A 26,167-nucleotide genomic window follows, 5' to 3' on the forward strand; every position below is an offset into this window, starting at 1 on the left:
GCTGGATTTATAAAATTAAAGAATGTATAAAACAAAAAAATCCACCCGAATGGGTGGATTTGATTTTAAAATATCGTGATCTTAAAAAGAAAACTATTCTATTTCAGAAACTCTCATAGTATTAACCATTCCTTTTTCTTTAATTGGCATTGCAGCAAGATTAATTAAATAATCGCCTTTTGATGCATATCCTTTCTCAACGGCAATTTTATTTACATCGGTTACAGTATCATCTGTACTCTCTTCATTATCATAGAAGAATGATTTAACTCCCCATAATAAATTCAATTGTGTTAAGATTCTTTTGTTTGAAGTAAAGACTAAAATATGTGCCGAAGATGGTCTCCAAGCCGAAATTTGGAAAGCTGTATAACCACTGTTTGTTAAAGTACAAATTGCTTTAGCTTTGATTTCATTTGCTAATAGAGCTGCCTGGTGACAAACTGTTTTAGTAACAAAACGTTTTGTTTTAATTTGTGGTGTATTTTGCGGAACGTGAATTAGCGGAGAATCCTCAACAGCCTCACAAATTTGTGTCATTCTTTGAATAACTTGTACAGGATAATTTCCTGTTGCAGTTTCTCCAGACAACATTACAGCATCTGCACCGTCCATTACTGAGTTAGCAACGTCATTTACTTCTGCTCTTGTCGGCGTTAAACTTGTAATCATTGTTTCCATCATCTGCGTAGCAACGATAACAGGAATTCTAGCCGTTTTTGCTCTGCGAATCAAATCTTTTTGCACCAATGGAACTTCATGAGCAGGAAGTTCAACTCCAAGGTCTCCACGAGCAACCATTAAACCATCGCAATACGCTACAATTTTATCCATGTTCTCAAGAGCTTCCGGCATTTCAATTTTAGCAATAATTGGAATTTTATATTCTGAATGTTTAGCAATTAATTCTTGCAAATCTTGTAAATCGCGAGGAGTTTTCACAAATGAAAGTGCAATCCAGTCTACTTTTTGCTCAATTGCAAAAATGGCATCTGCAATATCTTTTTCAGTTAAAGCCGGTAAAGAAATTTTTGTGTTTGGAAGATTAACTCCTTTTTTAGATTTTAATTCTCCACCCTGAATTACCTTAGCAACAACTTCTGTTTTTTTATCAGTAGAAATAATTTCGAAAATAAGTTTTCCGTCATCTAGCAAAATACGCTCACCAGGATTAACATCATTTGGGAAATTTTGATACTTCATGAATACTTTAGAAGCAGTTCCTAAAATATCTTCTGCGGTTGTAAATGTAATTAGATCACCATCCTGAACTACAGTTCCCTCTTCCATTACACCAACTCTAAGTTTTGGTCCCTGCAAATCTCCAAGGATTGCAGTTGTATAACCAAACTCTTCGTTCAGGCCTCTAATAATGCTAATTTTTTCTTTTACTCCTTCGTAGTCTGCATGCGAAAAATTGATTCTAAACACGTTCACCCCTGCGTCGATCATATCCTTGATAATCTCTCTCGTACCACATGCAGGGCCTAGTGTAGCTACAATTTTGGTTTTCTTGTTTGTTAACATTTTTTTTAAAAAATTAGATTGTTTTTTGATTTTATTTTATTGGTATCTACAGCATAAATTGCTGCAATACTTTCTATTGAATTTAGTTGTTGCTGAATTTCTGAAAAATCGACAGCCTCCTCACTGTTATCGATTTTCAGGAAAAAATCTACTTTTTTGAATTCAGGAAGTAAATGAATTGTTGTAGAAACCTCACTTGTTTCATTAGAAAACAAATTCTGGAAATCATTCGTACTCACAGAAATGATCTCATTTTTATTCTGAATCAAATTCCACGAAACAGCCTTCTCAGAATCATAATAATAAAATCTCGAAAAATTTGCCTCACCTTCTTTAGTCTGAGCATGGATCTCGTTTTTGCTCTTACTTAAGTTAATCGGAAGGTTCTTATTGATAAAATAGGCTAATCTATAATCTTCTAATGAAGTATGAATTGCCATTAAATAATAATCAATTTCGTCAAATTCGTCTAAATCCAATCTATGAATAGCCATGTCATGAAAAATCAAGTTGTAAATATACTATTTCTTGCGGAGCATCAATAGTTATAAGCAGCTTGTTTTTGTTAATTTATAAACGAAAACGATTTAGCATTAAGAAAATTACATCAAAATTGTAATTATTTCTTATCTATTTTTTCCTGAAATGCAAAATACGCTCTTTGTGAAGCTTTCTCTTCTGCTTTCTTTTTTGAGGTAGCCCGCGCTCGTGCGATTACCTTATCGTCTATACTTAATTTGACACCAAACAAGCGTTGTCCGTCAATACCGTTATCTTCGAAAATATCATAATGAAAGATCCTCTTTTCTTTCTGACACCATTCGATAACTAAACTTTTATAACTAATTACTTTTCCTTCTAGTCTTGCAATATCGACATAAGGGGTAATTACTCTTTTTTGAATAAACCTTTCACAATATGAATAACCTTTATCCAAATAAATAGCACCAATCAGCGATTCGAAAATATTACCATGAATGTTTTCTCCAAAATGCTGAACGGGTACTTTACTTTCTACAAAACGTACTAAATTCAAATCTTTGCCCAGTTCATTTAAATGTTCGCGGCTTACAATTTTTGAACGCATTTTTGTTAAATATCCTTCGTCTCCATTTGGTGCCTTATTAAACAAATGTGCAGCAATTACAGCGCTTAGCATTGCATCTCCTAAAAATTCTAAACGTTCGTAATTTATAGGATGCCCTGCTTCATCTAATTTATTTGATGATCTATGGGTAAAAGCTTTTTTGTAAAATTCAATATTTACAGGCTGAAAACCAAGAATTTTCTGAATAGTGTCAAAAAAAATCCCGTCTTCTAGAGAACGGGATTTAGAAAATATTTTTTTGATAATATTCATATACGAAATTAGTCAGCGATTTTTTTAAACAATACACATGCATTGTGCCCGCCAAAACCAAACGTGTTACTCATAGCAACATTCACTTCTCTTTTTTGAGGTTGGTTTAAGGTAAGGTTTAATGCTGGATCAATATTCTCATCAACTACTGTATGGTTAATCGTAGGAGGAACAATACCGTGTTTCATTGCTAAGATAGAAGCAATAGCTTCGATAGCTCCGGCAGCACCAAGTAAATGTCCTGTCATTGATTTTGTCGAATTAATATTGATGTTTTTTGCATGATCACCAAAAACGGCACTAATAGCTTTCAATTCAGCAACATCTCCTAATGGAGTAGAAGTTCCGTGAGTATTGATATGATCAACATCTTCTGGCTTCATTCCAGCGTCTCTCAGCGTATTTTTCATTACTGCAATAACTCCAATTCCTTCCGGATGTGGTGCTGTTAAATGGTAAGCATCAGATGACATTCCGCCTCCGCCAATTTCACAGTAAATTTTTGCGCCTCTTGCTTTTGCGTGTTCGTAATCTTCAAGAACTAAAGCTCCTGCTCCTTCTCCTAAAACAAAACCATCTCTGGTTGCATCAAAAGGTCTTGAAGCTGTTTCCGGACTTTCGTTTCTTGTTGATAAAGCGTGCATAGAGTTAAAACCTCCCATACCAGCAATGGTAATTGCAGCTTCAGAACCACCAGATACAATAATATCACACATTCCTAAACGAATGTAGTTGAAAGCATCAATTAATGCATTTGCAGAAGATGCACATGCAGAAACTGTAGTATAATTTGGTCCCATATACCCATTACGCATAGAAATATGCGCTGGAGCGATATCGGCAATCATTTTTGGAATAAAAAACGGATTGAACTTTGGAGTTCCATCACCTTTTGCATAATAAATTACTTCTTCCTGGAATGTTTCTAAACCTCCAATTCCTGCTCCCCAGATAACACCAACTCTTGTTTTGTCGACATTATCATTTGTAAGTCCAGCATCTTTAATAGCTTCATCACTGGCAGCAATTGCATATTGAGCAAATTTATCTAGTCTTCGAGATTCTTTGCGATCCATGTAATCTTCAATATTGAAGTTTTTCACTTCGCAGGCAAATTTCGTTTTATGCTTCTCTGTATCATAATATGTGATAGGAGCGGCTCCGCTTACCCCATTCACAAGTGCATTCCAATAATCCTGGATATTATTCCCGATAGGAGTAAGTGCACCTAATCCTGTTACCACAACTCGCCTTAATGTCATAAATTATGTATTTTGTGTCTTTAAACAAATAAAACCCACGCTTTCTTAACAGTTTTGTTACTTAAGAGCCATGGGTATTACAATATAAATATATCTTTTTGATTGAAAATCAATCGAAATTTAAATTTAAAAAAATAATAACACCCGACTCTTAAAAATTTCAAATTTCAAAAATCAAATTCCAATTGGAATTTGGAATTTCAAAAATTGGGATTTTTAGAAATCGGGTGTGGTATTATTATTTTTTAGCTTCCTCGATATAAGAAATAGCTTGACCTACAGTAGCAATGTTTTCTGCTTGATCGTCTGGAATTTGAATATCAAATTCTTTTTCGAATTCCATAATAAGCTCAACAGTGTCTAATGAGTCAGCTCCCAAATCATTAGTGAAGCTTGCTTCTGTTACAACTTCGTTTTCGTCAACACCTAATTTGTCTACGATAATCGCTTTTACTCTTGATGCAATGTCTGACATAATCTTTAATTTTAGAATTTAATTTGTTGGCAAAAATAAAAAACTTTATTTTAAAACAACTATTTAGTTTATAAATGTGACACTAATTTATAAAATTAATTTCAAGAAAGGTCTTTTAAAGCTATTTATTTTCGTTTTTTATTCCGTTTTTTGCATTCTCAAAATAAATTCTATTATGAAAAAAATTATCGTTTTTGCCTCAGGATCAGGAACTAACGCAGAGAACATTATAAAATATTTTTCGGGCATCGAAATTGCAAAGGTCGTTTCGGTTTTTACAAATAATGCTTCGGCAAAAGTTATTGAAAGAGCAAAAAATCATCAAATTCCGGTTGAAATCTTCGAAAAAAACGAACTTTTAGAAAGAAACGTATTACAAAAAATACAAAAAATCGATCCGGATTTGATAGTTCTTGCCGGTTTTTTATTGAAATTTCCTGAAAACATAATTGAGCAGTATCCAAACAAAATAATTAACATTCATCCCGCACTTTTACCTAAATATGGAGGCAAAGGAATGTACGGAATGCACATACACAGAGCAATAGTCAATAATAAGGAAAAAGAAACCGGAATCTCGATTCATTATGTAAACGAAAACTATGATGAAGGTGGAATTATTTTTCAGGCAAATGTAACTTTGAGCGATGAGGATACTCCGGAAATAGTGGCTGAAAAGATTCATGAATTAGAACAAAAACATTTTCCTGAGATTATTCATAAAATCCTGGAAGATTCAAATTCTAAAATTTAAACCGTATGAGCTTTATAAGATAATTTAAGGCTGACGTTTGAAAACTAGATAAAAAATATTAAAAATTTAGAATGAATTTTAATAACCTAAGAAATATACGACAATACTTTAAATGAGCTTATATAACTTATATGGTTAACAAAAAAATAAAATGACCCAACACGAAGTACATATATATACAGATGGCGCTGCAAAAGGAAATCCGGGGAATGGCGGCTATGGCGTGGTTATGGAATTAGTTGGAACTCCGCATAAAAAAGAATTCTACGAAGGTTTTCGCTTGACTACTAATAATAGGATGGAACTTTTGGCTGTAATTGTGGGTTTAGAAAAACTGAAAAAGCCAAATATGAAAGTTCTTGTAATTTCTGATTCTAAATATGTAGTAGATTCTGTTGAAAAAAAATGGGTTTTAGGCTGGGAGAAAAAGAAATTTGCCGGCAGAAAGAATCCCGATTTATGGAAACGCTTTTTAATTATTTATCGTAAACATCAAGTAGATTTTAAATGGATAAAAGGTCACAATAACCATCCACAAAACGAACGCTGCGACGAACTTGCCGTTATGGCATCAGCACAGTCCAAGCTTTCTGTAGATGTTTATTACGAAACTATTGGATCTAAAGAATAACAAAAACGCGTTTAAAACAATTGCTTTAAACGCGTTTTTCTAATTACTAACTTAAAATCTTTACATACTCTACTACTCTTTGTCTAAATCTTTTGCTGTTTTAAATCCTACCAAAAGCCCAATACCAGCCATTATAAAAATAATTGAAGGATAAACTGCACCATCGTTAAGAGAAGTGTAAGTTGTAATAAGCAAAGCAAGAAAAATTCCAAGTCCACTTCCTATTAATAAGAAAGCCAGATTTACAACAAAGATTTTCCATGCCGAACCTCCATTTATTTTTCCTTTTAAAAATATACTGGCATCAACACCTTTTTCAATAAGAGCCATACGCTCTCTATTTCTTGTTGAGTAAATAAGATAGACAATCCCGAAGATCATCAAAAAAAGACTAAGCGGTATTAAAACTTGTGGTCCCATAATTTTATGTTTTTTATTAATTGATTGATACTCCATATGACGAGGCTTTTTTTATTTAGGTTACAACATTTATAGAAAAATTTTAAATTTTAAATTCCAAATTCCAAAAGCTACTGATTATCAATTAATTTTGAATTGATATTTTAGACAATACCAAGTTTTAAGTCGTTAAAGTTCTATACTTATATAAGTATAACAAAACTGGAATTTGTGGTTTTAATATTTGAATTTATTTTAGAATTTGTGCTTTCAAAAAAAATGGAATTTATTTTAAATTTCTTGTAACCTAAATAAAGAAGGTGTCGTCCTATATAATATGAGTACATTAAATGATCAACATTATATCGATAAAATTCTACAAGGCGAGACAAATGCATTTGCCATTCTTGTTGATCGTTATAAAGATATGATCTTTACTCTGGCACTCAAAATGGTCAAAAACAGAGAGGAAGCAGAAGAAGTTTCGCAAGACACTTTTATCAAAATTTATAATTCGCTCAATAAATTTAAAGGCGATTCTAAGTTTTCGACCTGGATTTATAAAATCGCTTATAATACTTGTCTGGACAGATTAAAGAAAAGCAAAAAAGAGGATTTAAATATTTCGATAGATGATTTTTCATCTCATTTAATCAAAACAATGAATACTGCTTTGAGCGCTTTAGAAGATAAAGAACGAAAGCAGACTATTCAAAATTGTTTAAATTTGTTACCGAGTGAAGAGAATTTCCTGCTGACTTTGTTTTATTTTGAAGATCAAAACTTAGAAGAAATTAGCAAAATCATGAGCATCAATGCTAATAATGTCAAGGTAAAATTATTCAGGAGCCGACAAAAATTAGCCGTAATTTTAAAAAAGCAGTTAGAACCAGAAATAGTAGAGTATTATGAAAGAGGAAGATAAAAATATAGAAAATCTTATTGAAAAAATGATGGCTGAAAACTCTCTTCAATCGCCATCTGCCGACTTTACTTCAAATATAATGTCGAAAATTCTTGCTGCCGAAGAAGTAAAAATTAAACCCTACAAACCTTTAATTTCCATCTCAACGTGGATTTTTATTGGAATTGCTTTGGCTTTTTTGGTGATTTATAATGTTTATTTTACCGGAGCAGAAAATAATTTAGAAATAGGAAAATCGTATACCGATAAAATTTCGGCAGTTGTTTCCGGTATTCATATTTCTAAAACCACATTGTATGCTATTTTAATAGTCCCTTTTATGATTCTAATTCAGATTGGGGTTTTGAAGAATTATTTTGATAAGAAGTATCAGTTGTGAATTCAGATAAATTCTGAACAAAAAGCACCTTGATTTTTTTTCAAAATATAACTTGCAATTTAAATCCGGAAAACATATTTTAAGCACTCCTAAAAACTAAATATAATTCATTCATTTACAATAGAATTAGGCTCGAAATCGTTATTGTTTTTTTAAGAAAATTTTGAGAACCTAAACCGTTGCAAGATTGTAACTTATAGAGTATCTTTGCACCCTAATTCGAAATTCATAAAATGAATAAATTATTGATTGTTGGAACGGTTGCTTTCGACGCGATTGAAACTCCTTTCGGAAAAACAGATAAAATTTTAGGTGGTGCTGCAACGTATATTGGTTTATCAGCTTCATTTTTTAACTTGCAATCGGCCATAGTTTCTGTAGTTGGCGACGATTTTCCTCAAGAACATTTAGACCTATTAACTTCAAGAAATATTGATATCTCTGGTATCGAAATTGTAAAAGGCGGTAAAACCTTTTTTTGGAGCGGTTTATATCACAATGATTTAAATTCTAGAGATACACTAGTAACAGAGTTGAACGTTTTAGCTGACTTTCAGCCAAAAGTTCCTCAAAACTATAAAGATGCTGATGTTGTAATGTTAGGAAATTTACATCCGTTAGTACAAAGCAGCGTTTTAGATCAATTAGAGAAAAAACCAAAATTAGTAGTTTTAGACACTATGAACTTTTGGATGGACTGCGCCCTTCCTGAATTATTAGACGTTATTAAACGTGTAGATGTTATTACAATCAATGACGAAGAAGCAAGACAACTTTCTGGTGAATATTCATTAGTAAAAGCGGCGGCTAAAATCCAGGACATGGGACCAAAATATGTGGTGATCAAAAAAGGAGAACACGGCGCACTTTTATTCCACAACAGAGAAGTATTTTTTGCACCTGCTTTACCGCTTGAAGATGTTTTTGATCCAACAGGAGCCGGAGACACTTTTGCCGGTGGATTTTCAGGATTCATTGCGCAAAGCGAAAACATCTCGTTTAACAATTTGAAAAATGCAATAATTTACGGTTCTAATTTAGCTTCGTTCTGCGTAGAGAAATTTGGAACAGAAAGGATGGAAACATTAAGCAAAGCAGAAGTAGCGATTCGATTACAGCAATTTAAGTCGTTAACTCAGTTTGACATAGAAATATAATGCCCAAAAGCCTCGATAACACGGGGCTTTTTTATTACGTTAATACACACAACTTACAACAACACAAAATACAAAAAACAATGAGCGACGCTTTAAAACACGAATGTGGTATAGCCTTAGTTAGACTTCTTAAACCGCTTGAATATTATAAAGAGAAATACGGAACTGCTTTTTATGGAATACAAAAAATGTATTTAATGATGGAAAAGCAGCACAACCGTGGCCAGGATGGTGCAGGATTTGCCAGCATAAAACTAGATGTTGAGCCTGGACAACGCTACATAAGCAGAGTTCGTTCAAACCATTCTCAGCCAATACAAGATGTTTTTAAACAAATCAATGAGCGAATCAGTGAAGAATTAAAAGCACAGCCTGAAATTGGTGACGATGTTCAAAAAATAAAATCAGAAATTCCATATGTTGGCGAATTGTTTTTAGGACACGTTCGTTACGGAACTTTCGGAAAAAACAGCATCGAAAGTGTACATCCATTTTTACGTCAAAGTAACTGGATGCACCGTAACCTTATATTGGCCGGAAACTTCAATATGACCAATGTTAAAGAGCTTTTCGAAAACTTAGTTGAATTGGGACAGCATCCAAAAGAAATGGCTGATACCGTTACTGTAATGGAAAAAATTGGTCACTTCTTAGACAAAGAAGTTATGCAATTGTACCAAGACTGTAAAGCTGAAGGTTATTCTAAAAGAGAAGCTTCTCCTGTAATTGCTGAACGTCTGGATATTGCAAAAATACTAGGCCGTTCTGCTAAAAACTTAGATGGTGGTTATGCAATGGCTGGTTTATTAGGTCATGGTGACGCTTTTGTTTTTAGAGATCCAGCCGGAATTCGTCCAGCCTATTTTTACCAAGATGATGAAGTAGTTGTTGTAGCTTCTGAAAGACCTGTTATTCAAACGGTATTTAATGTTCCTTTTGAAAGCGTTCAGGAAATCGATCCGGGAAATGCTTTAATTATCAAAAAAAGCGGAAAGGTTTCGATGCAGCAAATCTTAGAACCAACTGTAAAAAAAGCTTGTTCATTTGAAAGAATTTATTTCTCAAGAGGAAGTGATGCCGAAATTTATCAGGAACGCAAAAATTTAGGTAAATTAATTTTACCTGCTGTTCTTAAGGCAATTGACAGCGATACAGACAATACTGTTTTTTCTTATATTCCAAATACAGCCGAAACTTCATTTTATGGTTTAGTCGAAGCTGCTCAGGATTTCTTAAATCAGAGAAAAAATAATTACATTTTAGAAAACAGAAATACACTTACTGCCGAGACACTTCAGGAACTTCTAGCTGTAAAGATACGTACAGAAAAAGTGGCTATTAAAGATGCTAAACTCAGAACCTTTATTACTGAAGACAGCAGCCGTGATGATTTAGTGGCTCATGTTTATGATGTTACGTATGGTGTAATTAAACCAGAAGACAATTTGGTTATTATTGACGATAGTATTGTTCGTGGTACTACATTAAAAATGAGTATCATTAAAATGATGGATCGTTTGAAACCAAAACGTATTGTGATTGTTTCATCGGCACCACAAATTCGTTATCCTGACTGTTACGGAATCGACATGGCAAAACTTGAAGGACTTGTTGCCTTTAGAGCTGCTTTAACATTATTGAAAGAAAGAAACTTATATCATATTGTTGACGAGGTGTATGCTAAATGTAAAGCACAGGAAAATTTCGCAGACACGGATGTTGTGAATTATGTAACTGCTATTTACGATCAATTTACACCAGAAGAAATTTCAGATAAAATAGCCGAGATGTTAAGTTCTCCGGAAATTAATGCCGAAGTAAAAATTATTTTCCAAAAAGTAGAAGATTTGCATATTGCGTGTCCTAAAAACTTAGGAGACTGGTACTTTACAGGTGATTATCCTACCCCAGGAGGAAACCGTGTTGTAAACCGTGCGTTTATGAATTTCTACGAAGGAAAAGACGCCAGAGCGTATTAAAAAAGTATTAACAAAAGGTTAATTTGTGCATTTCATCGGTTTTTTTTGCCGTTTATCTTGTTTGTTTGGTAAAAATGAAAAGCTACAATACTTTTGGGAAACCATAACATTAGTAGGTTAAGTTTATGGTAGATTTGGGGCAAAAAGGGTGGAAGCGATTCCACCTTTTTTATTGGAATAAACTCAAGTATTTCTCCTTTAAGATATTGCATTCATTTCATCGGATATATTTACCTTTCATCCGAAAAATTTTCTTAATAAAAATAACTGTCATACATTTATAAAACCATAACATTAGTAGGTTAAGTTTATGGTAGATTTGGGGCAAAAAAGGTGGAAGAGATTCCGCCTTTTTTATTTTTTTTTAAAGAACAAAGAATATAGAGCAAAGAATAAAGATTGCTGACCATAGTTTTAATATTAAATAACAATAAAAAAAGACGGATAGCTCAGGCCATCCGTCTTTTTTCTTTACTCTTTATTCTATTCTCTTTCTTAGACTATTTATCTAAAGCATATCTTCTAGCAACTTCTGTCCAGTTAATTACACTGAAGAAAGCCTCAATATAATCTGGTCTTCTGTTTTGGTAATTTAAGTAGTAAGCATGCTCCCAAACATCCATTCCTAAGATTGGAGTTCCACCGTTACCAGCAACTTCCGGCATTAATGGATTATCTTGATTTGGTGTTCCTACAACTTCTAATTTTCCACCTTTAAGTACTGTTAACCAAGCCCATCCTGATCCAAATTGTGTTGCACCAGCTTTAGCAAATTTTGCTTTAAACTCTTCGAAAGTTCCGAAAGAATCTTCGATAGCAGCTAATAAATCTCCTGTTGGCAATCCTCCTCCATTTGGAGACATTACAGTCCAGAACAAGTTGTGGTTATAAAAACCTCCACCGTTATTACGAACTGCTGCGTTAGATTTATCTAAGTTAATTAAGATGTTTTCAATTGTTTTTCCCTCTAAATCTGTTCCTGCAATAGCAGCGTTAAGATTTGTCGTGTATGCATTGTGGTGCTTTGTATGGTGGATTTCCATTGTACGTGCATCAATATGTGGTTCTAATGCATCATATGCATAAGGTAATTGTGGTAATTCAAAAGCCATGATATAAGGATTTTTATGGTTTATAATAATTTATCCCAAATTTAGACATTTAACTTTGGAATTGAAAATACTATTTCGTTATAATTCAATTTAATTAATGATAAATCAGTTTTTTAAAATATAAATAACTGAAAATCTTTATTTTCCATTAAAAGTGGTCATGGTGTTTTCTAAGCCGGCTGTTCCAAAAGATTTTATAATTTCAGCCGAAGTTTCTAAACGTTCCGGTAATTTTGAATTTTCGTCTTCACTCCATTCCCCCAAAACATAATCTATCTGCTGCCCTTTTTTAAATTGATCACTGATTCCAAATCTGAATCGGGTATATTGCTGAGTATTTAAAACCAGATTAATATTTTTCAATCCGTTATGGCCGCCATCACTTCCTTTTGGTTTGATTCTGATAGTTCCGAATGACAGGTTTAGATCGTCTGTAATGACCAAAACATTTTCCAGTGGAATATTTTCTTTGTCCATCCAGTATTTTACTGCTTTTCCGCTAAGGTTCATGTAGGTATTTGGTTTAAGCAGAAGAAAGGTTCTTCCTTTAAACTTATATTCGGCCAGAGATCCTAGTTTTACGGTTTCGAATGAAAGACTTTCTTTTCTGGCTAAAAAGTCTAATACTTTAAATCCTATATTGTGTCTTGTGTTTACGTATTCGGCACCAATATTTCCTAAACCAACGATTAAATATTTCTTCATATTATCTATGTTCTCTTCTTTTTGTGTTGATGAAAACAGTTTTGTTATCCATTTTATCATGATGCAAAAATAGGGTTTAATGTTGGTAATTAGAAAATGTGACAATTAGATAATTTGATCTTAACCGCAAGGCACGTTAAGAATTTGCACGCTGATGAAGCGGATTTAAATTGATTAACGCTGATTTTGTTTTTCACTTTCTTTTCTGAATGCTAGTAACAAGAATACTTTAAGCCTTTTGAAACTCTGGCTCTTTGACCTTTCTTAGAGCCTTAGTACCTCAGCATCTCAGAACCTTTCAAAAAAAAAGCACCAATCTTTCGATTGATGCTTTTTGTATTGATTTGAAAAAAATTATTTTTTCTTTCCTTTTGCAGGAGCTTTTGCAGCTTTTGCAGCTTCTTGAGCAGCTTTCATAGCAGCACGAGAAATTCTTACCTGAGCAACAACTGTGTTGTCTGGGTGCATTACTTTGTATTCTGGTTGACCAACTTTAGTAACGTATAATTTGTTACCCATTTCAAGTGGAGTAATGTCAGCTTCAACAAAATCAGGAAGATTTTTAGGTAAAGCTTTTACTTTTAATTTACGAGTGTTTAAACGTAAAACACCACCTGCAAGAACACCTTTAGATGTACCAACAATTTTCACAGGAACTTCCATTGTGATTTCTTTATCATCAAATAATTGGAAGAAGTCAATGTGTAAGATTTTGTCAGATACAGGGTGAACCTGAATGTCTTGTAAAATTGCATTGAATGATTTTCCTTTTCCAAGTTCGATCACAACTGTGTGAGCGTTTGGAGTGTAAACCAAGTTTTTGAATGCCGCAGCGTCCGCTGAGAAATGTACTGCCTGATTTCCTCCGTATAACACGCAAGGAACCGCTCCAGCATTACGTAAGGCTTTAGTTGACACTTTGCCCACGCTTTCTCTTTCTGATCCTTTAATTGTAATCGATTTCATTGTAAAAAAATATAGTTATTAATAAATATTCTTGTTTGCTGTAAGCTTTAAGCAATAAGCTTTAGGCTTTTTTAATGAATTTTGGAAAATGCTTAAAGCTTACTGCCTAAAGCCTATTGCCAAAAATTACATTATAAATTTTCCACTAATGGAATTGTTGTGGTGCACCATGTGCATAACTTCGGCAAAAAGAGGTGCACAACTCACTACTCTAATTTTATTTGATTCTTTCTTTAACGGAATTGAATCTGTTACGATCAATTCTGTTAATTTAGAATTTTCAATTTTCTCATACGCACTGCCGGATAATATAGCGTGTGTACAAATTGCTCTTACACTTAGTGCTCCTTTTTCGATCATTAAATCGGCTGCTTTTGCTAAAGTTCCTCCTGTATCGATCATGTCGTCTACTAAGATTACGTTACGACCTTTTACTTCACCAATTAATTCCATAGTGTCGATAACGTTAGCTGCTTTTCTTTGTTTATAACAGATTACTACATCTGATTCTAAAAACTTAGAATAAGCATAAGCTCTTTTTGAACCTCCCATATCTGGAGATGCAATAGTCAAATTTTCTAAATTTAAACTTTGCACGTAAGGCAAAAAGATTGTAGATGCAAATAAATGATCTACTGGCTTTTCAAAGAATCCCTGAATTTGATCTGCATGCAAATCCATTGTCATGATTCTTGTTGCTCCTGCAGCGGTTAGTAAATTAGCTACTAACTTCGCTCCAATCGGAACTCTTGGCTTGTCTTTTCTATCCTGTCTTGCCCAACCAAAATACGGCATAACAGCTGTAATATGTCTTGCTGATGCACGCTTTGCAGCATCAATCATTAATAACAATTCCATCAAATTATCTGCAGATGGGAAAGTTGAACACACAATAAAAACACGTAATCCTCTGATTGACTCTTCATAAGACGGTTGAAATTCTCCGTCACTATACGTTGACATCGTTACTTTTCCTAACGGAATTCCGTATTGTTCTGCAATTTTTTCTGCAAGATAAACACTTTGTGAACAAGCAAAAATTTTAGCTTCTGGTTCTAGGTGCGACATTATAATTTGTTGTTTTTGCTCCGCTGCGCTCTGCACAATTCGGCTTTAGGATTTACGTAAAGCCAGACTTGTATAAATGCCTCGGGTGTAGTTAGTTGTGTGTGCGTCGTTTTAACGAGGTGCAAATTTATAAAATTTATTGGACACTGAAAGGAAATATTTAAGTATTTTTAGTAGATGATTTAATTTTATTTTTTACATTTGCACCGTGTTAAAGGAATGGGCACATTTTTGAACTCATTCTATTGCGTTAAAATAATTGATTTATCATTATTTTTTCGTCTGCTAAGCCCGGATGGCGGAATTGGTAGACGCGCTGGTCTCAAACACCTGTGGGAAACCGTGCCGGTTCGACTCCGGCTCCGGGTACAAAAAAGTCCGTAAAAACGTTGTAAATCAACTTATTACGGGCTTTTTTTTGTTTTACTCACCCGCTATTTGTCCGATAAAATCAAAAACTTTAAATTTGTAATGGTTTTACGATGCCAATCATAAACCAACGTTTGAACATATAAAACGAGAGCTTGAACAACTCTCGTTTTTTTATTTTCATTTTTTTTGTAATTGTTTACCAGAATATAAAAATATATGAACATTGCACCTCATCAACTAAATTCTAGGCAATCAGCTTATTTAATTTAATTAATAAGCATCTTTTTCGGATTCGATTTATAAAGCTAAAAAGTTTTAAAAACAAGAACGGAATAAACTTCTATTATATGCTTAATATTCTGCAAAACAGCCTAAATTATGAAGAGTAATTCATCATTCAAAAAAAAGTCAAAAATTTTGAGAATAAAAACCTAATGAAAACACCCCCTCCTCTTATATAAAAAAATTTTCCCACAAAAACTTGTCCCGCATATAGGGGTATGATCTTGTGCTTAAATATTTCTTTCTTAAATAAAGTGCGTTATAGCCTTCTTTAAACAAAAGAATATTCCATAAATTCATCTGAAAAAACAGGAAGCCACCAAAATTGGTGGCCTCCTGTTTATTATTAAATCAATTAATTTGACAACTTTTGTCATTTAAAATTGACCTATCATTGCTTAAACATGCATTTTATTCTAAATCTAATATTCGTTTAACAACAAGCCGACCAAGAAAGATCAAATTACTTCTTTTTACGAGTTTCAAATTCAGCGAGTAAAGTATTTAATAATATAACCTCATCTTGATTTATAAGTCCTTCCTGCTCATATGGAACGATAACATCTACAACAAAATCATATTCTCTGATGTTATTAATTTTTTTCCTTTTTAAAATTTTTACCATCTTATTCTCTCGTTTATATGGTAAGTTCTGATTTTTTATTTCCTTCCAAAATTCTTCTACAAATATTCCATGTCCTTCATGAAACATAGTCAATACACGTTGCATAACAAATTTTAAACTTGTTAAGTTAGCGAATTGAGGTTGAGGATTTTCTGCATCATTCTTCCATTCAATATAACAATTTACAACGTGATTTAATGTCTTAGTATCCCAATTTGCTGGAGGATATTGTTTAATGACCCTTACAGCAATATCAGCTGCTTTTAATAAGTTAGTAGACTCTAATCGATATTTATCCATTAATGGGAATAACTAATTTTTATAATAATCCAATTACTTCTTTTTACGTGTTTCGAATTCAGCGAGTAAAGTATTTAATAATACAACTTCATCTTGATTTATAAGTCCTTCCTGCTCATATGGAACGATAACATCTACAACAAAATCGAATTCTTGGATATTATTAATTTTTTTTCTTTTTAAGATTTTCATCATTTTATTTTCTCGCTTATAAGGCAAATTTTGAGCTTTGATTTGTTTCCAAAACTCCTCTACACACTGACCATGACTTTCTTGAAAGTATGTAAATACATCATCTATCATATATTTTAAACTTTGCATATTAGCAAATTTTGGCTCCGGATTTAAACTATTTTCTTTAAATTCCCTATATAGTTCAACAAAATGATCAATTTGGTTTTTATCTTTACTCAAATAATGCTCTTTCCAACCCTTTGGAGGAAACTCTTGAAATACAGTTATTGCAATATCTACAACTTTAGCGAGATTTTCAGATGCTATTTTATATTTTTCCGTCATAATGTTTTATTTACAATTTTACTTTTATATATTTAAGAAATTAAAACAAAAGTCTAAGTCCGTGTTCTATATATCTTATTAAGTTTCGGTTAGTTGGACTAATACCATTTACACGATTTCCTGACATTCCTTTTTTTCTCCAATCTTCTATTTGTATCTGTTCACTACCACGAATTGCCCAATAGGCTGGATCTCCTATTCTTGATGCGTAGCCTCCCGGCATTGTTGCTGGTAAAGAACTCGAAAGACTTGCAGGTCCATATCCTTTAATATGATGAGTCGCATCTCGTCTTTTTACAATGTCTTCCGGCGTTCCTTTTCCACTAGATCTTCCAACATACACTAATCTACCGTCTAAACTAGTTTTTGTATAGGTAACATAATGAAAGTCACTTGGATCTAATGACCTATGTATCGCATCTACAATTTCCCTTGCATCATCTCTTATAACTTCCCTGTTGTCCCAAGTCCATACTGTTGCTGCAGTACCCCAGGCAACCGGAATCAAAACATCATCTGCAACACCTATAACCGTTACATCATCTGCGGCTAATCCGACGGTCGCTGCTGTAGCATAAGCAAAAGCTTCATGATTATATCTTGATGCATTCTCATTGTTCTCTTTAGCATTATATAATTGAATATATTCATCTCCAGAGCTAGTAGCACTAGCACCTAAAGCCGCCTTATTATTATAATTATCTATATAGCTATTAGAACTACCTGTTACATAAGATGAAGCCAAACTAGAACCAGTTGCAGAGAAAGCACTCATCCAAGTATTAAGATTCCATTTTACAGGATTAAGCTCGCCACTGGCAGCTCCTCCATGAACATAAATAGAAAATAGAAATCCTGCCACAAAATTCCAAACTTCTCCACTCTGGTCAGTATATTTTAGAGGATTATTTAATACATAACCATAACGGTTATAGTTCTGCATATTAAATAAATCCTGAACATTGTTATCAGGCTGTAAAAACCTATGCAGTTTAGGATCATACAAGCGTCCGTTCATGTTTATAATCCCCACGCTTTGTAGGTGCTCATGACCAGTATATCCCCTATCTAAAACTGTTAGTCCATTAAGAGGATTACCAGCCCCATCCTGAACTTTAATAATACTTCCCCATGCATCAAACAAACGCTTTTCTACTACTGCTCCGTTTGCATCGGTAATGGCTAAAATACTTCCTTGATAATCGCGCTGTAAATATAAATAATTTTGTGTGTTTCCGTCACTTTTAACTACAGCTGGAGCAGAATAGCCATCACCACCTATATAAGTAACAAAATCAAAAGTATTAGTTGTCCTGTTTTCTTTAATTTCCATTGTGCCATCAGAGGAATAGTGTTTGCGCAATGGTCTTATCAGTTTATCATCAAAGCTGCCATAAAACATAGTACTTCGTTGATTATCATCATTATAAACAAAATTTATTCGCTCAATTCCAAGTTCTTTAATTTCTTCAGGACTTTTAAATACATTGTAAAAAATCTCAAGTTCTTTGGCTGTTGCAAGAGGAATACTTGTTTTACGAATTTGTACATCATCGTACCATATATTTCCTTGAGAATTATTATCTAATCGTAGGCGGATTTTCTTCACATTTGCAGGAACTAAAAATGTTTTGGTTACCTTAGTCCATGTACCAGTAATATTTGAAACTACATTGTCATATGAGAGAGCTCCCACTGCATCTTTCATCACTAAGAAAATCTGAGCCTGCGGATTGTCACTATACACCCATGCAGAATAAGTATATTCGGTTGGTCCAATGTTATTGATATCAATCCACTTATCTGAATATACATATTGTTCGGTCGTTAATGTATTTGCCAGTTTTAAAGTGTTTTTCCCTACTGCATGTCCGATTTTTACAGCATCATAACTATAGAAATTTGTATTAGGAAATTTTTCAATACCCCAGCCGATTTTATCCTCCATACTGTCATTAAAGATACCTTCTCTATTAGCATAATATCCTAAAGTTTCTTGAGTAGGTTCTATAGAACTATTCTGATATGGTCTGTTCGAATAATTATAATTATAAGTCCCTAAATTATTCTGTGTGATTCTTCCTTTATCATCATAGGACTGTGTTTCCTGAGTTCCTAGAAAATTATTGAATTTTGTCAGACGGTCTTTAGCATCATAATCAAAGCTTTCGCTCCAGCCAAATAAATTATTAGATCTGCTGGTAAAGTTAGTCTTAGCGGTGTCAAATAGCTGATCTAAGGTTAATATATTTGTTACAGGAGTTGTTTTATCGAATTTAAACTGCTTCACATAACCATTAGTATCATAATTTTTCGTAATTGTTGTTGGTCCGCTTTGTGCGGTCAATAGCTGTCCTCTGCTGTCAACTGAATTGGTCTGCCATATTACATTATTAGTAATACTGTCTAAGATTTGATAGGGAACCCCATTTTTATAAGTATTTTGCACAGTTCTGCTGCTTATTTTAGCTCCTATTTTTGCGGTCGAATTTTCGAAATCAAGCCTCCCTAAATCATCATAAGTAAATCTTTTTATAAATACGGCATAAGGGGTTGTTTCTGTTTTTTTTATAATTCTTTTTGAGGCATCATATTTATAGTCAATAGTGATTGTATTAGTTCCATTTGCCAAATCATCAAATTTACTCTTGACCAATAGCTTAGAAGCTGAATCATAAGTGTATGTGGTCTTAGAGTTTGTTTTATTTCCTGATATCGTTTTGGTGTCTAACTTACCTAAGCTGCTAAGATTATAAGTTGTTGTTCCATTTCCATTAACCTCACTTTTTAATTCTCCAAAATCATTATATGAGTATGTAACAGTACCTGCCGAAGGATCAATAAGCTGTTTTTTTCGTCCCCATCCATCTTGGGTAACTGTCGTAATAATACCTCCGTAATTTGTCTCTCTTAAATTGCCATTGGGAAAATAAGAATAAGTAATTGTATTTGACGGAATGTCGTACATTGAAGTTACTTTACCTAGTGCATTTTTAATATAATATTCAGTCTTCGTTCCATCTGACACAGTTGTTTTTAGTCCCGTATAGGCAAGAGCTGTTGTTTTTCCTGTAAATGAAATACTTTGAGACAACCTTCCATATGCGTCGTATTTCGTTTCGTTCCATTGAGAAGGAGTCGTTCCTATATAAGGTTCACTGACTTTAGACGTACGATCATAAATGTCATATAAATACGAAATATAAGAGAAAGATCCCATTATATTTTTGACTCCGGTTTTTGTTTTTCTACCCAAGTCATCAAAGGTGTCTTCTTCAACACTTCCGTCACTTCCAGTTTTTGTATGAACAGTAGTTCCAGAATTGTTTACATAAGTAAAAGTCGTAACAAAGTTTAGGTAATCTGTTTCTTTTGTTTTTTTGAACCATGAATCGTATTCGTATAAAGTTTTTTGTAGAAAAGGATTTGTATTTGATGCCAAAGTTCCATTTGTATTATATTCAAATGTCGTAGCAAGACCTTCAATATCAGTGCTTTTTATTAAGAACCTACCTGTTGTTTCATATTCAAAGTTCATTTCTCTAATATCAGAACCTGCTGTGAATGTCTTTTTTATAATGTTTCCAAAATTGTCGTAAGCGATATCTTCTGTCACTAAGTTCGTTGTTGCATCACCTTTTCTTTGTACTTTTGAAAGAAGATCGTCATTATTGTAAAAGTAGTATTCCTCACTTTTCATCGATTGAGTCCCTAATGTAGAATTGACTATTTTACTTAGCGGACGTCCGACCATATAGCGAGCTGCAGGAATACCTTGATATACAACATCCACTACATTTTTCTGTATATCAGTAGTTCCTTCTTTGAAAGTTGTTGTAATTTTTAAAGGGTTATTGTTAGAATCATAAACAGTGTTCACTTCTTTACTGGTTGAAGTTTGTCCATCATATTCTGTAACAGGACTACTTTTTAATTTGTATACCTTATTACTTTGAAGGGCATCTGTCGGCAGATTATACTCGATTACTGATCTTGAAATTAAATCGGATGGAATGGCACTATTAGGGTTATAGAGACCAAGTGCAGAGTAATTTTCGTTATTTGCTCCTCTTCTTGTAATATCAAATCTTGAAACATTTGAGACTAAGGAAGAAACAGATGCATCATCAAACCAATTGGTCTGCATTGTTCCCCTAAAACCTAGAAAGCCCAAGCCTTCAACATTAGAGACTGCTCCATAATATTGAAAAATCTTCTTTTTAGAACTCGTTGCACTCTTTTTTTCCAACATAGTAACAACTAAAAAATTAGGATCATTAAGAATATCAATATTAGGATAATTGTCAACATTGCTGCTGTTAAAATAAACAGAGTATGGTCCTTGCTGAGATCTTGTATCCAACGGCTGATAAGAAATCGTTTCAGTTACACCGTTTCCAGTAGTTATCTTGTTTAATAAAACATCATATTTATTTACTCTGGTAGAATACAAGCCATAAATTGAATTTCCTGTTATTAAAAAATAATTAGCACTTTTACTTGCATCGTTCAAATTTGCAAATATTGGTATAGGAAATCTATTTATATTATTTTCGGCGAAATAAAAGGGTAATGTAGAAATGTAACTCATGACAGTTCCAGTAAATGACTTGGCAAATGAGATTATAAATTTTGTCATCTGAGGGCTTTTGTAAGGTCTGGTAACCTGATTGCCACTGTCGTCTTTCTCAACAGTAAAATTCTGCTGATTTAAAATATCGGTTTTTCCATCACCATTCATATCAATGGCCATAAAAGTATTTTCATTTAAACTAGTCGTCCATTCATTATTATTAATAATTTCATTGTAGTACTTTTTTACTTCTGATTGCTTGTATGCTTGACCTATTGCGCAGTTTACTTTATTAAAATTTGTTCCTGTTGACATAAAGAAATTCCAACTGTCTTGGTCTACTGCATTTGGAATTACAAAGTCTGCCTTTCCATCTCCATTATAGTCTCCCAGCAATATTTCTTTATCAGTAACTATTGCACTATCAAGCTTTTCGAACACCTTTACGAAAACATTATTAGCGTTCAACGAGTGAACTCTCACAATGCCACTTCTAATAACTATAACGTCCGATTTTCCATCACCATTCACATCTGCAATGTACAGTTTGCAGTTACCATCTACAGACAGACTTCCAGCATCAAAAACATAATTTCCCGTAAGACGCTTATCCATGTTGATAAAATAAACCGTTCCATCATACAACTCATTTACTTCTTCAGGTACATTATCATCATCACAAGGTCCTAAGAATGTATATTGAATTTCTTTTTCAACGGCAATAATATCTGTAAGACCATCTCCGTTGAAATCTCCGTTTAGATACATTTTAGAAATATTTTGAACTTTTCGTGAACTGACACATGTTCTTGGATGTGAAGTATAATAAATAAGCTGTGGGAAAGTATATGTTTTTTCATACTGTAAACCTATTGGAGCTAATGTAGAAGATGCATAAGCCGAAAATTTTGCAACATTCGTAGCTGCATCATGCTTTACTACCGTCCAGCCCTGCTTTGTTGATAATTTTAATCCTGTTGTTATATTCCCTTCTAGTAAAGAAGTTGGAAATATTTCTTCAAATGCTCCAATAGTATTATCTACAAAACCTATATTTAAAGAAGAACCCCCAATATTTTTATATAACCAGTATTTCTTTTTAGCATTCGCTGTTGTTTTAGGATATAGGATAATATCCGTCTTTCCATCTCCATCGAAATCTCCAGAAACGTTTCCCATAGTCTGAAAGTCAATACCAGCCAGATCTAAAGTAGACGGAGCAGTATTTATTACATTACTATTAACTAAATCACCATACTTAAAAACAGTTGGATTATAGCTTTTAGAATTATCTCCACTCTTTTCCGTTATATTAATTAATCTCTGATAATCTTTATAAGTTTCATCATAACCAAGAGAATAGTTCCTAAAACCAATACCATTTGTAAAAACTTTAATACCGCTTAAAATATTAGTTTGCAAAATGCTTTGACCTCCAACATAACTTTGTTCTGGACGTTTTCTGTTTACATATGAAAATTGGATTTCGTTGAGAGGGGTTCCAGTTGAGAGGGCACCATATTTTATTGATGCAATATTTAAGTCATTGTTTGCTAATGTATATTCATAATTGATCCTAACACCTTTTGAGTTTTCCCAAGTAGTTATTGACCAGGTAGTCAAAGATCTTGAATGTACAGTACTTCCATAATATGCTACTGATCCGTCTGGATATTCAACTTTAAAAGAATCAGGACCAAAACCGAGTCCATTAGGATGAACTCCTAAAGAAGTAACCCTAATATTGGAATAATTTTCCGTTTCATATACAGTATTGTGCGCGCCATACACATCTGTTCCATTTTTTACGATCAATCGCTGGCCATCCAAGGCAAACCTGTCTAAGGTATCAAAATCAACGGGATCAATTGTACCGTCGTGGTGTTTTGTAGATGCAATACGGGTAATTCCCGAAACTCCGGCAATACCCCAGCCATAACCCGCAATCCCGTTGCCTCCCTGACTATTGTAATGCAGGCTAATTATTGGCGCAACTCCATTTATTCCTTGAGGTACAAGAATTGGAACGTCATAATTAGCAGCACCAGATAAAGAAACAGATAATTGACCATCGGTAATACCAACTTCCGTTGAAGTTTGGGAATTAACAAATAAAGTCAATGAAAAAAGAATAACTGTAAGGTAAAATTGTTTCATATACTATTGTTTAATAATTTTAATTGTTTTTTGGTCTCCTTGGGAATAGTTTAATTGCACTAAATAGACACCATTACTGTAATCCTGAAAAGAGATATTGATATTGCCTTTATTGTCATTTCCGGTATAGGTTTTCAATACCTGTCCTGTAATATTATAAATCTGAATGGATGAAATAATGTTTTGATCTATAACTTCCCATTTCAAATAAAGTTCCTCTCTGACAGGATTTGGATAATAGGAGATGGCATCATCAGGGGAAAATTTCTGAAGATCTTCCTCTGTTAATGATTCGATCTCTTTAATGTCTTGTGAGGATTTTGCAGTTCCTGTGCAACCAAAACATAATGCACGTTTTATCTGGTTACCAGTTAAAGGATCATAAGTAAACACAAGTTTATCTTGCGCCTTTGCAAAAAGAAGCATTAAAAATAAAAGTAGTGTAAAGAATTTTTTCATAAATGCTTGATGATTTTTAAATTTGATTTTGACAATATTTTAAAAAATCGGCAAATATGATCTTAATATGATTATATTTTTTACTGGGAATCCGTAAACTGTCTGTATAGGACAAAAACACGTATAAATACCCAGTAATTCAGGGCATTTCCCTTTAGGAAAATTCCTAGTTACTGCTTTTTGAATGAGTAATGTATGTATTTAGAAATACCTTTGATTGATTTAATAATCAGACGGACTTGACTTCCTAAATTTTATTTCTTTTTTTGTATTCATTGTTCAAAGACCAATAGCTTGCATATATAAAAAGAATAAAAAACCAAAATATACTTAATGCCGTATCTGGAAAAGTTTTAAGCAAAAAAGAGGGAATATAGCCCGGAAAATAATCATTTATAAGATATGGAAATGCTAAAATCCAAACTACCAAAACGACAACGAATAAGGCCAAAAAACAAAATAATAAATGTCGAATAAAATTTATCAAATATTTCATAATCATTAATTTCAACTTTAGAATAAAAATTTAAATTTGAACAACTACACACAACTAATTTTTTAAAAAATAACACATTGTAACCTATAATTACAATGTGTTAATTATAAAAACTTTATCTATTGTCAATTTGTATTCTACGATCGACTTTTCTTTCTCCTTCATCCACACTTGTTAATTTTCCTTCATAAAAATAAAAGAATCTGACATCTGCTCCGCTACCATCTGAATCATACCAAACTTGACGTTTAACTTTATAAACAGTAACTCCATCCTTCATCGCAACTAAAGTTTTTCTTTTTACAACCTTATTAAAGTCCTCTAAAGACATTCCTATATAAACTTTACTGGTTATTTCTTCTATTTGTCTTTTCCCTGACATGCATCCAACAAGCATTAAAACACAAAAACTAACAATACTAAAAATTTTAATTTTTCTCATTTAACAGATTTAAGTTCTTTCACTTAAACCCAAAGCGAAGTTATAGATACGAAAAAGCGTGGGTTCATAGCCTTTTGTTAATCAGAGGCTTCCGACGGCCCACACACAAACAAGTACTACAAAGCCCACGCCAAAGCGTGAGCATCAGTCTTACTTTTCGATGTGTGTTGAAATTGTCGGAATTCCTGACACGAAAAATAGCTAACGCTAATATTTTATTTTTACGAGAACAAATATATAATCTATTCTTGTATTATTTAGACCCACCTCAATTTAAAGCTAAGGCAAGTTTTTAGTTGCATCAAAACACCTTTGATATCAGATGTAATTACTTCCCAATAACATAAATCGATTTCCAGTTTTTAGGAAACTTTTGCTCATCCCATATAATTCGAAAGCGTTGTTCTGTACATATTCCCGGCGTTACATAAAAGACAGCATAGAAAATTTTATAAATTGAATGATTTGAATAACCTGCAACATCTATTAAAATCTCTTCAATAGTTTTTATAAGTCTATTTTCATCGGTTGCATATTTATATTCTATCGCAGTATTCAGAGATGGAATTAATATATCTGGCCTATAGCATTTTGAATGCTTAACAAATGGCTCGGATGGCTCCATATAGTTGGGAAATGTAGCTTTTATGACGTGTTTAACAGAATTGTATATAATGGTTTCGCTTGATGGTTTTCTGTCAAGTTCTTCAATAATACAAGAAGTATTACTAAGAATATTTTCTAAATAGATTAAACCAATATTTTTATTTACTTTTTCATCAAAAGCTTCGTACGGAAGCAAAAACTTTTTAATTTTATTTAAATCTTCACTTACATAAAATATACTTCCATAATCTGGATCTTCCAAAGTTAAAATACTATTATAAGCAGGATCTAGAATATGGCATAAATCTGTTTTAAAAATCGTTAAAAGCTCTCTACTATTTTGCGTTTCAAAATAATTAATTAAGATCAAATAAAGTTCATTTATCGAACTATTAAATAGACCGTATGCTTGCTCAATTTGCTTATCAATATAATAATCTTCTCCTTCCCCACAGAAGTCTAATTTTACATTTAGGTTTTCAACTTGAGCCAAATGATAAGTCAAATCATTCAGTTTTTCATTAATTATTTTTTCTTGATAAATTAGATTTCTCATTTATAATATTTTAGGTTATAACGCAACAACTTTCGTGTATGCAACTTTTAATTACAAAAGAGTCAAAAAAGTTATTTTACA

Annotated in this window: 22 protein-coding genes and 1 tRNA gene; 7 read left to right on the forward strand and 16 right to left on the reverse strand. The window is 33.0% G+C overall.

Annotation, left to right across the window (positions count from 1 at the left end):
• Positions 1–93: 93 nt before the first annotated feature.
• From pyk to ASD98_RS17895, 5 genes are all read right to left on the reverse strand, one after another.
• A complete protein-coding gene (pyk, locus tag ASD98_RS17875; RefSeq protein ID WP_056206980.1) occupies positions 94–1,527 on the reverse strand; it encodes a pyruvate kinase in 1,434 nt (477 codons plus the stop codon).
• A 5-nt stretch (positions 1,528–1,532) separates the two neighbouring features.
• Positions 1,533–2,021 (reverse strand): IPExxxVDY family protein, encoded by a 489-nt coding sequence (locus tag ASD98_RS17880; protein ID WP_053472898.1) that lies wholly within the window; start codon positions 2,019–2,021, stop codon positions 1,533–1,535.
• Between the two features lie 125 nt (positions 2,022–2,146).
• Positions 2,147–2,887, reverse strand: a complete 741-nt coding sequence (rnc, locus tag ASD98_RS17885) for a ribonuclease III (protein ID WP_053472899.1) — start codon at positions 2,885–2,887, stop codon at positions 2,147–2,149.
• An 8-nt stretch (positions 2,888–2,895) separates the two neighbouring features.
• Positions 2,896–4,149 carry a beta-ketoacyl-ACP synthase II gene (fabF, locus tag ASD98_RS17890; RefSeq protein ID WP_056206982.1) on the reverse strand — a complete coding sequence of 418 codons (1,254 nt, stop codon included), beginning with the start codon at positions 4,147–4,149 and terminating at the stop codon, positions 2,896–2,898.
• 238 nt (positions 4,150–4,387) lie between these two features.
• Positions 4,388–4,624 (reverse strand): acyl carrier protein, encoded by a 237-nt coding sequence (locus ASD98_RS17895; protein WP_007137004.1) that lies wholly within the window; start codon positions 4,622–4,624, stop codon positions 4,388–4,390.
• A gap of 175 nt (positions 4,625–4,799) precedes the next feature.
• Between ASD98_RS17895 and purN the strand changes: the two genes are divergently transcribed.
• Together purN and rnhA are read left to right on the forward strand one after the other, a co-directional pair.
• Entirely contained in the window at positions 4,800–5,378 is a 579-nt protein-coding gene (gene purN / locus ASD98_RS17900) for a phosphoribosylglycinamide formyltransferase (RefSeq protein ID WP_056206983.1), read from the forward strand.
• 151 nt (positions 5,379–5,529) lie between these two features.
• Complete coding sequence (gene rnhA / locus ASD98_RS17905; RefSeq protein ID WP_056206985.1) at positions 5,530–6,009, forward strand: ribonuclease HI; 480 nt, start codon at positions 5,530–5,532, stop codon at positions 6,007–6,009.
• Positions 6,010–6,081: 72 nt separating this feature from the next.
• Here the strand turns inward: rnhA and ASD98_RS17910 are convergent, their stop codons facing one another.
• Positions 6,082–6,429, reverse strand: a complete 348-nt coding sequence (locus tag ASD98_RS17910; protein ID WP_056207430.1) for a DUF6249 domain-containing protein — start codon at positions 6,427–6,429, stop codon at positions 6,082–6,084.
• Between the two features lie 316 nt (positions 6,430–6,745).
• On the opposite strand from ASD98_RS17910, the gene ASD98_RS17915 reads away from it, so the two are divergent.
• The 4 genes from ASD98_RS17915 (at position 6,746) to ASD98_RS17930 (ending at position 10,848) form a co-directional block, all read left to right on the forward strand.
• Entirely contained in the window at positions 6,746–7,333 is a 588-nt protein-coding gene (locus ASD98_RS17915; RefSeq protein ID WP_056206987.1) for an RNA polymerase sigma factor, read from the forward strand.
• A complete protein-coding gene (locus ASD98_RS17920) occupies positions 7,317–7,712 on the forward strand; it encodes a hypothetical protein (protein ID WP_056206989.1) in 396 nt (131 codons plus the stop codon). The genes ASD98_RS17915 and ASD98_RS17920 overlap by 17 nt, the downstream gene beginning before the upstream one ends.
• Before the next feature lie 233 nt (positions 7,713–7,945).
• Positions 7,946–8,869, forward strand: coding sequence for a PfkB family carbohydrate kinase (locus ASD98_RS17925; RefSeq protein WP_056206991.1), 924 nt, complete (start codon positions 7,946–7,948; stop codon positions 8,867–8,869).
• Positions 8,870–8,949: 80 nt separating this feature from the next.
• A complete protein-coding gene (locus ASD98_RS17930) occupies positions 8,950–10,848 on the forward strand; it encodes an amidophosphoribosyltransferase (RefSeq protein WP_056207432.1) in 1,899 nt (632 codons plus the stop codon).
• A gap of 500 nt (positions 10,849–11,348) precedes the next feature.
• Here the strand turns inward: ASD98_RS17930 and ASD98_RS17940 are convergent, their stop codons facing one another.
• From ASD98_RS17940 to ASD98_RS17955, 4 genes are all read right to left on the reverse strand, one after another.
• On the reverse strand, positions 11,349–11,960 hold the full coding sequence (locus ASD98_RS17940) for a superoxide dismutase (RefSeq protein ID WP_053472908.1): 612 nt from the start codon (positions 11,958–11,960) through the stop codon (positions 11,349–11,351).
• A 138-nt stretch (positions 11,961–12,098) separates the two neighbouring features.
• Positions 12,099–12,725 carry an aminoacyl-tRNA hydrolase gene (pth, locus tag ASD98_RS17945; protein WP_056206995.1) on the reverse strand — a complete coding sequence of 209 codons (627 nt, stop codon included), beginning with the start codon at positions 12,723–12,725 and terminating at the stop codon, positions 12,099–12,101.
• Between the two features lie 294 nt (positions 12,726–13,019).
• Entirely contained in the window at positions 13,020–13,631 is a 612-nt protein-coding gene (locus tag ASD98_RS17950) for a 50S ribosomal protein L25/general stress protein Ctc (RefSeq protein WP_056206997.1), read from the reverse strand.
• A gap of 126 nt (positions 13,632–13,757) precedes the next feature.
• Positions 13,758–14,699, reverse strand: a complete 942-nt coding sequence (locus ASD98_RS17955; RefSeq protein ID WP_056207434.1) for a ribose-phosphate pyrophosphokinase — start codon at positions 14,697–14,699, stop codon at positions 13,758–13,760.
• Positions 14,700–14,988: 289 nt separating this feature from the next.
• Between ASD98_RS17955 and ASD98_RS17960 the strand changes: the two genes are divergently transcribed.
• Positions 14,989–15,068, forward strand: a tRNA-Leu gene (locus ASD98_RS17960).
• 748 nt (positions 15,069–15,816) lie between these two features.
• Here ASD98_RS17960 and ASD98_RS17965 read toward each other — a convergent pair.
• From ASD98_RS17965 to ASD98_RS17995, 6 genes are all read right to left on the reverse strand, one after another.
• Entirely contained in the window at positions 15,817–16,278 is a 462-nt protein-coding gene (locus ASD98_RS17965) for a hypothetical protein (protein ID WP_056207000.1), read from the reverse strand.
• Positions 16,279–16,311: 33 nt separating this feature from the next.
• Positions 16,312–16,797, reverse strand: coding sequence for a hypothetical protein (locus tag ASD98_RS17970; protein WP_056207002.1), 486 nt, complete (start codon positions 16,795–16,797; stop codon positions 16,312–16,314).
• 40 nt (positions 16,798–16,837) lie between these two features.
• Complete coding sequence (locus ASD98_RS17975; RefSeq protein WP_056207003.1) at positions 16,838–23,527, reverse strand: FG-GAP-like repeat-containing protein; 6,690 nt, start codon at positions 23,525–23,527, stop codon at positions 16,838–16,840.
• A 3-nt stretch (positions 23,528–23,530) separates the two neighbouring features.
• Positions 23,531–23,986: a T9SS type A sorting domain-containing protein gene (locus tag ASD98_RS17980; protein WP_056207005.1), complete on the reverse strand. Its 456-nt coding sequence runs from the start codon at positions 23,984–23,986 to the stop codon at positions 23,531–23,533.
• A 611-nt stretch (positions 23,987–24,597) separates the two neighbouring features.
• The gene (locus tag ASD98_RS17990) at positions 24,598–24,924 is read right to left on the reverse strand and encodes a hypothetical protein (RefSeq protein WP_056207009.1); all 327 of its coding nucleotides are present in this window, start codon (positions 24,922–24,924) and stop codon (positions 24,598–24,600) included.
• A gap of 328 nt (positions 24,925–25,252) precedes the next feature.
• The gene (locus tag ASD98_RS17995; protein ID WP_056207011.1) at positions 25,253–26,086 is read right to left on the reverse strand and encodes a hypothetical protein; all 834 of its coding nucleotides are present in this window, start codon (positions 26,084–26,086) and stop codon (positions 25,253–25,255) included.
• Positions 26,087–26,167 lie beyond the last annotated feature (81 nt).

This window comes from Flavobacterium sp. Root186 (assembly GCF_001428525.1).
Taxonomy (GTDB): Bacteria; Bacteroidota; Bacteroidia; order Flavobacteriales; family Flavobacteriaceae; genus Flavobacterium.

Excerpts from the sequence above, each read along its gene's own strand:
- pyk (WP_056206980.1), bottom strand. The coding sequence starts at position 1,527 with ATGTTAACAAACAAGAAAACCAAAATTGTAGCTACACTAGGCCCTGCA.
- ASD98_RS17880 (WP_053472898.1), bottom strand. The coding sequence starts at position 2,021 with ATGGCTATTCATAGATTGGATTTAGACGAATTTGACGAAATTGATTAT.
- rnc (WP_053472899.1), bottom strand. The coding sequence starts at position 2,887 with ATGAATATTATCAAAAAAATATTTTCTAAATCCCGTTCTCTAGAAGAC.
- fabF (WP_056206982.1), bottom strand. The coding sequence starts at position 4,149 with ATGACATTAAGGCGAGTTGTGGTAACAGGATTAGGTGCACTTACTCCT.
- ASD98_RS17895 (WP_007137004.1), bottom strand. The coding sequence starts at position 4,624 with ATGTCAGACATTGCATCAAGAGTAAAAGCGATTATCGTAGACAAATTA.
- purN (WP_056206983.1), top strand. The coding sequence starts at position 4,800 with ATGAAAAAAATTATCGTTTTTGCCTCAGGATCAGGAACTAACGCAGAG.
- rnhA (WP_056206985.1), top strand. The coding sequence starts at position 5,530 with ATGACCCAACACGAAGTACATATATATACAGATGGCGCTGCAAAAGGA.
- ASD98_RS17910 (WP_056207430.1), bottom strand. The coding sequence starts at position 6,429 with ATGGGACCACAAGTTTTAATACCGCTTAGTCTTTTTTTGATGATCTTC.
- ASD98_RS17915 (WP_056206987.1), top strand. The coding sequence starts at position 6,746 with ATGAGTACATTAAATGATCAACATTATATCGATAAAATTCTACAAGGC.
- ASD98_RS17920 (WP_056206989.1), top strand. The coding sequence starts at position 7,317 with ATGAAAGAGGAAGATAAAAATATAGAAAATCTTATTGAAAAAATGATG.
- ASD98_RS17925 (WP_056206991.1), top strand. The coding sequence starts at position 7,946 with ATGAATAAATTATTGATTGTTGGAACGGTTGCTTTCGACGCGATTGAA.
- ASD98_RS17930 (WP_056207432.1), top strand. The coding sequence starts at position 8,950 with ATGAGCGACGCTTTAAAACACGAATGTGGTATAGCCTTAGTTAGACTT.
- ASD98_RS17940 (WP_053472908.1), bottom strand. The coding sequence starts at position 11,960 with ATGGCTTTTGAATTACCACAATTACCTTATGCATATGATGCATTAGAA.
- pth (WP_056206995.1), bottom strand. The coding sequence starts at position 12,725 with ATGATAAAATGGATAACAAAACTGTTTTCATCAACACAAAAAGAAGAG.
- ASD98_RS17950 (WP_056206997.1), bottom strand. The coding sequence starts at position 13,631 with ATGAAATCGATTACAATTAAAGGATCAGAAAGAGAAAGCGTGGGCAAA.
- ASD98_RS17955 (WP_056207434.1), bottom strand. The coding sequence starts at position 14,699 with ATGTCGCACCTAGAACCAGAAGCTAAAATTTTTGCTTGTTCACAAAGT.
- ASD98_RS17965 (WP_056207000.1), bottom strand. The coding sequence starts at position 16,278 with ATGGATAAATATCGATTAGAGTCTACTAACTTATTAAAAGCAGCTGAT.
- ASD98_RS17970 (WP_056207002.1), bottom strand. The coding sequence starts at position 16,797 with ATGACGGAAAAATATAAAATAGCATCTGAAAATCTCGCTAAAGTTGTA.
- ASD98_RS17975 (WP_056207003.1), bottom strand. The coding sequence starts at position 23,527 with ATGAAACAATTTTACCTTACAGTTATTCTTTTTTCATTGACTTTATTT.
- ASD98_RS17980 (WP_056207005.1), bottom strand. The coding sequence starts at position 23,986 with ATGAAAAAATTCTTTACACTACTTTTATTTTTAATGCTTCTTTTTGCA.
- ASD98_RS17990 (WP_056207009.1), bottom strand. The coding sequence starts at position 24,924 with ATGAGAAAAATTAAAATTTTTAGTATTGTTAGTTTTTGTGTTTTAATG.
- ASD98_RS17995 (WP_056207011.1), bottom strand. The coding sequence starts at position 26,086 with ATGAGAAATCTAATTTATCAAGAAAAAATAATTAATGAAAAACTGAAT.